Source organism: Pseudomonadota bacterium (genome assembly GCA_039815145.1).
Classification (GTDB): domain Bacteria; phylum Pseudomonadota; class Gammaproteobacteria; order Steroidobacterales; family JBCBZW01; genus JBCBZW01.
The window spans coordinates 1-7,936 of the sequence record JBCBZW010000188.1; the positions used below are offsets into that span (position 1 = coordinate 1).

Here is a 7,936-nt window from a genome sequence, read left to right on the forward strand (position 1 = left end):
AGCACCGCGGCCACCGGAGTGCCCTCAGCGGAAACCGTGCCGGCGGAGCGTCGCTACTGCATTCACGTGGCCCGCATCGGCACGCGCCTGAAGAAGCGCATCTGCTACTCCGAGGACGAATGGCTGGCCGAGCGGCGGGACAACCTCGCGATGCGCGAGGCCGTCTTCTTCCACGGGATGAACCACTAGGATCCTCGGCACCGCGGCCGGGCCTGCGCGCCGTCGCGAACGGTCGTCGCAGCGCCATCGCTGCCTCGCGACCGATTGGCGGCATTGAGTAGCACCAGGCAGGAGAGAGCGATGAGCCATACGCATCGACCAACACGGATCGCACTTGCAGTACTCGCGCTCATGCTCGCGATCAACGCGTTCGCGAGCGCGGGCGGTCGCTACGCCGCAGAGGACGCCCGCGAGGCCGCTACCCCATCGCCGACACAGCAGAGTGAAGCGGCGGAACGCAGCCCCCAGGACACCTGGGACACCCTCCGCAACCAGGTCCCTGACCTGGACGCCAAAGAGCCGCAAACCTCAAAGCCCGTCGCAGTCGTGCCCAAGCCCCAAGCGGTCCGCGGCAACACCTTGATCTGCGAGCGCGTGGCCCCGGAAGGCACCCGCATCAAGCGCCGCGTATGCCGCCCGGCGAGCCAGTCCCGCGCGCGAGCACGCAACGAGATGATCACCTCACAGGTGTTCCGCTGGAGCACCGGCAACCCCTGATTCCCCGCTGACGCAAACGCGCCTCGCGCCAGCAACGCCATCCCGCGGGATGGCCAACACAATCGCTTAGCCAACCCTACCGGAGGTGGCACATGCGCAACACTATCCGTTTGGTGTCCGTCTTCCCCATCGTCGGGATAGCGGTATTCGCATCATCGATGGCCCACGCCTCGGCCGATATGAGGCCCCACGAGCGTGGCGAAGCGGCGCCGCCCGATGACTCGCTCCTCACCACCGAAGAGCGCGCCCAGCAAGACTGGGATCGCCTCCGCGAACAGGTCCCGGACTTGGCCGATGACAGCGGTGGGGACGAAGCGGTGACCACGGTGCCGAATGCGGCAGAGGTGCCTGGTGCGCGCAAGGTGTGCAAGCGCTTCCAGGTGAGGGGCTCGCACATTAGGCGCCACATGTGTCTGACCGTGGTGGAAGTCACGGTCCAGCGCAAGGGGAGGCTCAGGCGCGAGCTGCGGTACCGCTACACCCCGTTGCTGGTTCGCTAGGGCAGGGCGGGCGAGCACCGCGCGGGGGGGCTTAGTACTTCATCGCCCCCAGGCGAGCTAACATCGCCATCAGCTCCTCCTGGCTGATGTCCATGTGCTCGCACACGCGCCCCCACAGCATCACCGTGGGCACGGGGCGATCGGGCCGCTCCTTCTGCGTCTCGTGCAGCACGTACAGCACCACGCGCTCGCGCCGGGTGAGTCCGTCCCGCGCGTCCGGAATCCGATCGAGGTAATCCTCGACGTTACTCAAGAGCGACCCCACACCCGCCGCAAGATCATGCGGCCGACTGGTACCGCACGGACACCACTTCGTACACCCGCTCGCCTTCGGGCAGGGTCAGCACCACCTCATCCCCAGCGGCCTTGCCGAGCAACGCCTTCGCCAAAGGTGCATCGATCGAGATGTGCCGCTTCACGGTGTCGATCTCGTCGGGGCCTACCAGGCGGTGCTCGGCGACGGTGCCATCCTCGTACTCGAGGGTGACCCAGGCGCCGAAGTACACCTTATCCCGTTGTTGACCTGGCGCCGGATCGACCACTTTGAGCACGGGCAGGCGCTTTTGCAGGTAGCGAATGCGCCGGTCGATCTCGCCGAGCTGCTTCTTGCGAAACGCGTACTCGGCGTTCTCGGAGCGATCGCCCTCGGCCGCGGCGGCGGCGAGGGCGGTCACGACCTCCTTGCGGAAGGTCCAGCGTTCCTTGAGCTCGCCCTGCAGTCGCTCGTACCCCTCGCGGGTGATGTACGGCGACTGCTTGGGCGGGGGTGGGCGCCAGCGCAAGGCGAGGGACGGCCTGGCCTAGCGGCGGCGGCCGCCCACGGCGCTGTCGGCGGGCGGCACGACCACGCGGTCGGTCTCGAGCGAGTCGACGAGTTCCTGGAACTTCTCGAGGTCGTTGTTGAGCAGCTCCACGAGCTTGGTCTCGACCACGTTGAGTTCCCCGGAGAGCTCATTGAAGCGCGCCACGGATGCCTCCGTGGGTTCGCCCATGGCGGACTCGACCACGCCCATCAGGTGCAGGAACTGGTTGTCGAGCATCGGCGTGAAGTTGAGGATGTCCTGCGGGGCCTTGCTCTGCACCTGGAGCACGGTGGTCTCCACGGCCGTGAGTTGCTCGGCGAGGGCGTCGGCGCTCTCGCGGATCACGTCGTTCTCCGTCACCTTGGCGATGGCCTGGGCCTGGTCGCGCACGGTGCGGGCCTGGCGGATCACCTCGTGGCTGCGCTGGAGCGACTCATAGATCTCGTAGGCGAGGGCGAAGCGCGTCTCGTGGGCCTCACGGGGCACGTCGAGACGGGGGTCGGCGCGCACTTCCACGGGCACGGTGGCGGTCCAGTCACCGATGGTGAGGCGGGCCTGGTAGGTGCCCGGCGGCACCTCGGGGCCCTGCGGGGCGCCCCAGAGCACGGCGTCGTCGACCATCTTCGGGTCCTTCAGGCGCAGGTCCCACACGTACTTGTTGAGGCCGTGGTGGGCGGTCATCGTGCGCGGCTCGAAGAACTCGGGGAACATGCGGCGCCACACGTTGGGTGCGGTGTACTCGCCTTCCTTGCTGGAGACGGCGCGCAGCACCTCGTCGTCGCCGGCGAGAATCTCCAGGGTGACCTCGGGCACGTCGTCGCCTTCCTCATCGAGCCCCTCGGGCAGGAGGTAGTAGATCGACGCACCGTAGGACGGGTTGCGACCGGCGGGCGTGCCCGGCGCGGCGTTGCCGCCGCCGCCGGCGAACTGAATCGTTGGGCGCGGCGTGAAGAGGTGGTACTCGGCGCGCGCCACCTGATCGGTCATCTGATGCAGGGGGCTCAGGTCGTCGAGGATCCACAGGGAGCGGCCCTGGGTGGCGACGATGAGGTCCTGATCCTTGACCTTGAGGTCCGTGATCGGCGTGAGCGGCAGGTTCAGCTGCAGGGGCTGGAAGGCGCGGCCGTCGTCGAGGGAGACGTACATGCCGTACTCGGTGCCCACGTAGAGCAGGCCCTGGCGGTCCGGGTCTTCGGCCACGGCGCGCACGAAGTGGTCGGCTGGGATGCCGTTGGCGCCGCTGGTGAGGCGGGTCCAGGTCTTGCCGAAGTCGTTGGTGCGGAAGAGGTAGGGCGCGAAATCGTCCGTGCGGTAGCGATGTACGGCGGCGAAGGCGCGGCCAGCGGCGTGGGTGGAGGGGGTGATCACGTTCACCGTGCCCCACTCGGGCATGGCCTTGGGCGTGACGTTGCTCCAGGTGGCGCCGTTGTCGCGCGAGACGTGGATGAGGCCGTCGTCGCTACCGGTCCAGAGCACGCCGGCTTCCACCGGGGATTCCTCCAGGGCGAAGATCGTGCCGTACACCTCAACGCCGGTGTTGTCCTTGGTGATGGGGCCGCCGGCGAGGATCTGCTTCTCGGGGTCGTTGCGCGTGAGGTCGTCGCTCACCACTTCCCAGCTGTGGCCGCCGTCGCGGGAGCGGTGCACGTGGTTGGAGGCGTGGTAGAGCACGTCGGCGTCGTGGGGCGAGATGCGGATCGGCGCGTTCCACTGGAAGCGGAAGCGCAGGTCCTTGGCGGCCTGGCCTACGGCCATCTGCGGCCAGGCCATCACTTCCTGCTCGAGGCCGAGGCTGCGGTCGAGGCGACCGATGGAGCCGCCGTAGCAGCCGCCGTAGGTGATGTCCGGGTTGCGCGGGTCGACGGCCACGTAGGCAGTCTCGCAGCCGGCGGGGGCGTACCAGTCCTTGCGCTGGATGCCCTGGCCGGCAGTGCGGCTAGGAATAGCGACAGCCGAATTATCCTGTTGACCGCCGTAGAGCCAGTAGGGGTATTGATTATCCACGCTCACGCGGTAGATCTCGGACGTGGGCTGGTTGGCCTGGGTGGACCAGGTGCGCCCGCCGTCGTAGGTCACGTTGGCGCCGCCATCGTTGGCCTGGATCATGTTCTTGGGATCGTCTGGGTTGATCCACAGGTCGTGGTTGTCGCCGTGCGGCGTGCGGATGGGGACGAAGTGCTTGCCGCCGTCGTCGGAGCGCCACATCTGCACGTTCATGATGTAGACGGTGTTGGCGTCCTGGGTGTCCGCGTAGACCTTGGTGTAGTACCAGGCGCGGGTGATGAGGTTGCGGTCGTCGCTCACGCGGCGGAACTTCTTGCCGCCGTTGTCGGAGCGGTAGAGGCCCCACTCGGTCTCGTGCTCGACGAGGGCGAACACGCGATTCGGCGCCACGGGCGACACGCTCACGGCGATCTTGCCGAGGGTGCCCTCCGGCAGACCTTCGGTGAGCGGCACCCAGGTGTTGCCGCCGTCGATGGACTTGTAGAGGCCGCTGCCGGGGCCGCCGGAGATCATGTCCCAGGGCAGGCGCACGGCTTCCCAGAAGGCGGCGTAGAGGATGCGCGGGTTGCTCGGGTCCATGGCGAGGTCGACGGCGCCGGCCTTGTCGGACACGTGCAGCACGCGCGACCAGGTGAGGCCGCCGTCGGTGGTGCGGTAGACGCCGCGCTCGGGGTTGGGGCCGAAGGCGTGGCCGAGCACGGCGGCGTAGACGATGTCCGGATCCTGCGGGTGGATGCGGATGCGGCCGATCTGGCCGGCCTCCGGCAGGCCCATGTGCTGCCAGGTGTCGCCGCCGTCCATGGAGCGGTAGATGCCGTCACCGGCGGAGGTGTTGCCGCGGATGTCGACGGAGCCCATGCCGGCCCACACGATGTTCGGGTCGGACTCGGCCACGGCGAGGGCGCCGACCGAGGCGCTGCCGAACTCATCCCCTTCGCGGGTGCGCGTGGTGGTGGCCATCTTCGGCAGGCCGCCCGTGGGCGCGCGCACGCGGCCGCTGGCGGCGAGCATCGGGTCCACATCGCCCATCACCGTCGGCGACGGCGGGGGATCGATCTCACGCTCCTTATCGGACACGTTGAACCAGCGCTGGCCACCGTTGGTGGTCTTCCAGACGCCGCCGCCCGTGGAGCCCATGTAGTAGGTGTCGGGCTTGCCGGGCACGCCGGTCACGGCCGTGACGCGTCCGCCGCGGTAGGGGCCGACGAGGCGGTATTCCATCGCCTGCATCGACTCTTCGTCGATCACCGCGGCGTGGGCTGTGCTGAACGTGGCGAGCGTGAGCGACAAGGTGCAGAGCGCGATTGCAGTGCGCCAAACGGTGGCCTTCATGGATGGCAATCCTTAAGAGCAAAAGATGACGGGCGGATGAGAATACCACCGGCCTAAAGCTGCCGGGGGCCGTTGGACTCTCGCTAGGACAACCCGTATAAAAAGCGACTGATAATTCCGGATTTTCAGCAAGGTATCCCATGGACGCGCTGTTCTCTCGATCCACCCTGGGCAGCGCGCTTGCGCTCATCGTGCTGAGCGCCTCGCCGCTCCGCGCCCAAGAGACTGCCACCCCAAATGATGTCGCCGATGAGCGCACCGGCGCCTACGCGCTCACGGGGGCCACCGTGACGGTCTCGCCAGGCAACGTGCTCAGCGATGCCGTGGTGCTCATTCGCGAGGGCGAGATCGTGGCGGTCAGCGCGGGCGATAGCCCCGTGCCGGAGGGCTACGCGACCATCGACCTCTCGGGCCGCCACATCTACCCGAGCCTCATCGACATCGACGCCGCCTACGGCCTCCCGGACCCCACCAAGCCGGCGCCGTTCTCCTTCTCCAAGGCCGAGGTGCTGGAGTCGGAGACGCCGGGCGCCTACAACCCCAATCAGGCGATCCGCGCGGAGTACGACGCGGTGAGCGACTTCACCGTGAAAGCCAAGGACGCCGCCACCTGGCGCGGCATGGGCTTCGGCACCGTGCTCACGTCCATGGCCGACGGCATCGCCCGCGGCAGCGCCGCCCTAGTCACCCTCGGCGACGTGTCGGACAACGAAGCCGTGCTCGTGCCCCGTGTCGCGGCTGTGTACTCCTTCAACAAGGGCTCGTCGAGCCAGAGCTTCCCGATCTCGCCGATGGGCTCCGTCGCCCTGCTGCGTCAGACCTTCCTCGACGCGAAGTGGTACGCCGCCCAGTCACCAAAACCGTTCACCGACGAGTCCCTCGCCGCGTGGTTAGAGCTGCAGGCGCTGCCGCAGATCTTCACGGTAGACGACTGGATGGCCGCCCTGCGCGCCGACATGGTGGGCGATGAGTTCAGCGTGCAGTACGTGATCCGCGAGGGCGGCGACGCCTACCAGCGCGTGGACGCCATTAAGGCGACCGGCGCCGCTCTCATCGTGGGATTGGAGTTCCCCGACGCCGAGGACGTCACCGACCCCTTCGCGGCGGACCACGTCTCCCTCACGGACCTCAAGCACTGGGAACTAGCACCTAGCAATGCCGCTCGCCTGGAGGCGGCCGGCGTCACCTTCGCCCTCACCAGCAGCGGCGATGCGAAGAAGTTCTGGCCCCGTCTGCGCCAGGCCATCGAGCGCGGGCTAAGCGAAGAACGCGCCCTGGCCGCCCTGACCACCGTGCCAGCGGCGCTCCTCGGCGAGTCCCTGCGCCTGGGTGAACTGCAGCCGGGCGCCATCGCCAACCTCATCGTCACCAGTGCGCCGCTCTTCGATGAAGCCATGGTGATCGAGGAGAACTGGGTGGCCGGCGAACGCTACCAGGTGAAGGGCCACACGCCCGATCGCAGCGGCGTCTACGCGCTCAGCGTCGGCACCACCGCCTACGAGCTGCACGTCAGCGGCAAACCCACCGCACCGAAGGCCGAGCTACGCCTGCCGGTGGAGGAGGCGATCGCCGAGGACGCGGAAGACGCCGAGGAGCCGAAGCCGATCACCGCCAAGCTCACCTTCGACGACGGCGCCATCACCTTGAGCTTCTCCCCGGAGAAGGACGCGGCGGCGATTCGCCTCGGCGGTTGGGAACTCGACGACCACTGGGCTGGCGAGGGCCGTTTGCCGGATGGCGCCATCGTGAAGTGGCGCGCGGTACGCGCTGCCAACCTGCCGGACGCAGAAGAGAAGGGCGAGGGCAAATCGGAGGGCGACGAGAAGCCCGCCCTCGGCGAGGTGATCTATCCCTTCACGGCCTACGGCACCGCGAACCCACCGGGCCCCGAAGCACTCCTCATCCGCAACGCCACCGTCTGGACCCTGGAAGGTGAGGGCAAGCTCGAAGGGGCCGACGTGCTCGTACGCGACGGGCGCATCGCCGCGGTGGGGCAGAACCTCGCAGGCCGCAACGCTCGCGTGATCGACGCGGCGGGCATGCACGTGACGCCGGGCATCATCGACGAGCACTCCCACATCGCCCTTTCGGGCGTGAACGACATCGCCACCAACTCATCGATGGTGCGCATGAACGACGTGGTGAACTCCGAGGACGTCAACATCTACCGTAACCTCGCCGGCGGCGTGACGGCCGCACAGCTGCTGCACGGCTCGGCGAACCCCGTCGGCGGCCAGTCGGCCCTGGTGAAGATGCGCTGGGGCATGCTGCCGCAGGAGATGCTGATCGACGGGGCGGACGGCTTCATCAAGTTCGCCCTCGGCGAGAACGTGAAGCGCTCGCGCAACCCGGCCTCCATCCGCTACCCGCAGACGCGCATGGGCGTGGAGCAGGTATTCCGCGACGGCTTCGGCGCCGCCCGCGATTACCAGGAAGCGTGGGCCGCGTGGCAAGGCCTGAGCCGCGCGGAGAAAGCGCGTAGTCCCGCGCCCCGTCGCGACCTCGTGATGGATGCGATGGCGGAGATCCTGGACAGCGAGCGCTTCATCAGCTGCCACTCCTACGTGCAGTCCGAGATCA

Annotated in this window: 7 protein-coding genes; 4 read left to right on the forward strand and 3 right to left on the reverse strand. The window is 68.0% G+C overall.

Features of this window, described 5'->3' with window-relative positions:
* The 3 genes from AAF184_23675 to AAF184_23685 form a co-directional block, all read left to right on the forward strand.
* Positions 1 to 189: hypothetical protein (locus AAF184_23675; protein ID MEO0425355.1), on the forward strand; the 189-nt coding region annotated here is incomplete at its 5' end.
* 111 nt (positions 190 to 300) lie between these two features.
* A complete protein-coding gene (locus tag AAF184_23680) occupies positions 301 to 717 on the forward strand; it encodes a hypothetical protein (GenBank protein MEO0425356.1) in 417 nt (138 codons plus the stop codon).
* Positions 718 to 809: 92 nt separating this feature from the next.
* Positions 810 to 1,217 (forward strand): hypothetical protein, encoded by a 408-nt coding sequence (locus AAF184_23685; GenBank protein ID MEO0425357.1) that lies wholly within the window; start codon positions 810 to 812, stop codon positions 1,215 to 1,217.
* 31 nt (positions 1,218 to 1,248) lie between these two features.
* Here the strand turns inward: AAF184_23685 and AAF184_23690 are convergent, their stop codons facing one another.
* The 3 genes from AAF184_23690 to AAF184_23700 are packed head-to-tail and all read right to left on the reverse strand — an operon-like array spanning position 1,249 to position 5,356.
* Positions 1,249 to 1,470 (reverse strand): hypothetical protein, encoded by a 222-nt coding sequence (locus AAF184_23690; protein ID MEO0425358.1) that lies wholly within the window; start codon positions 1,468 to 1,470, stop codon positions 1,249 to 1,251.
* A gap of 25 nt (positions 1,471 to 1,495) precedes the next feature.
* A complete protein-coding gene (greB, locus tag AAF184_23695) occupies positions 1,496 to 1,999 on the reverse strand; it encodes a transcription elongation factor GreB (protein MEO0425359.1) in 504 nt (167 codons plus the stop codon).
* Positions 2,000 to 2,017: 18 nt separating this feature from the next.
* A complete protein-coding gene (locus AAF184_23700; protein MEO0425360.1) occupies positions 2,018 to 5,356 on the reverse strand; it encodes a glycosyl hydrolase in 3,339 nt (1,112 codons plus the stop codon).
* A 140-nt stretch (positions 5,357 to 5,496) separates the two neighbouring features.
* Here AAF184_23700 and AAF184_23705 point away from each other — a divergent pair.
* The coding region (locus AAF184_23705) for an amidohydrolase family protein (protein MEO0425361.1) at positions 5,497 to 7,936 on the forward strand (2,440 nt) is incomplete at its 3' end.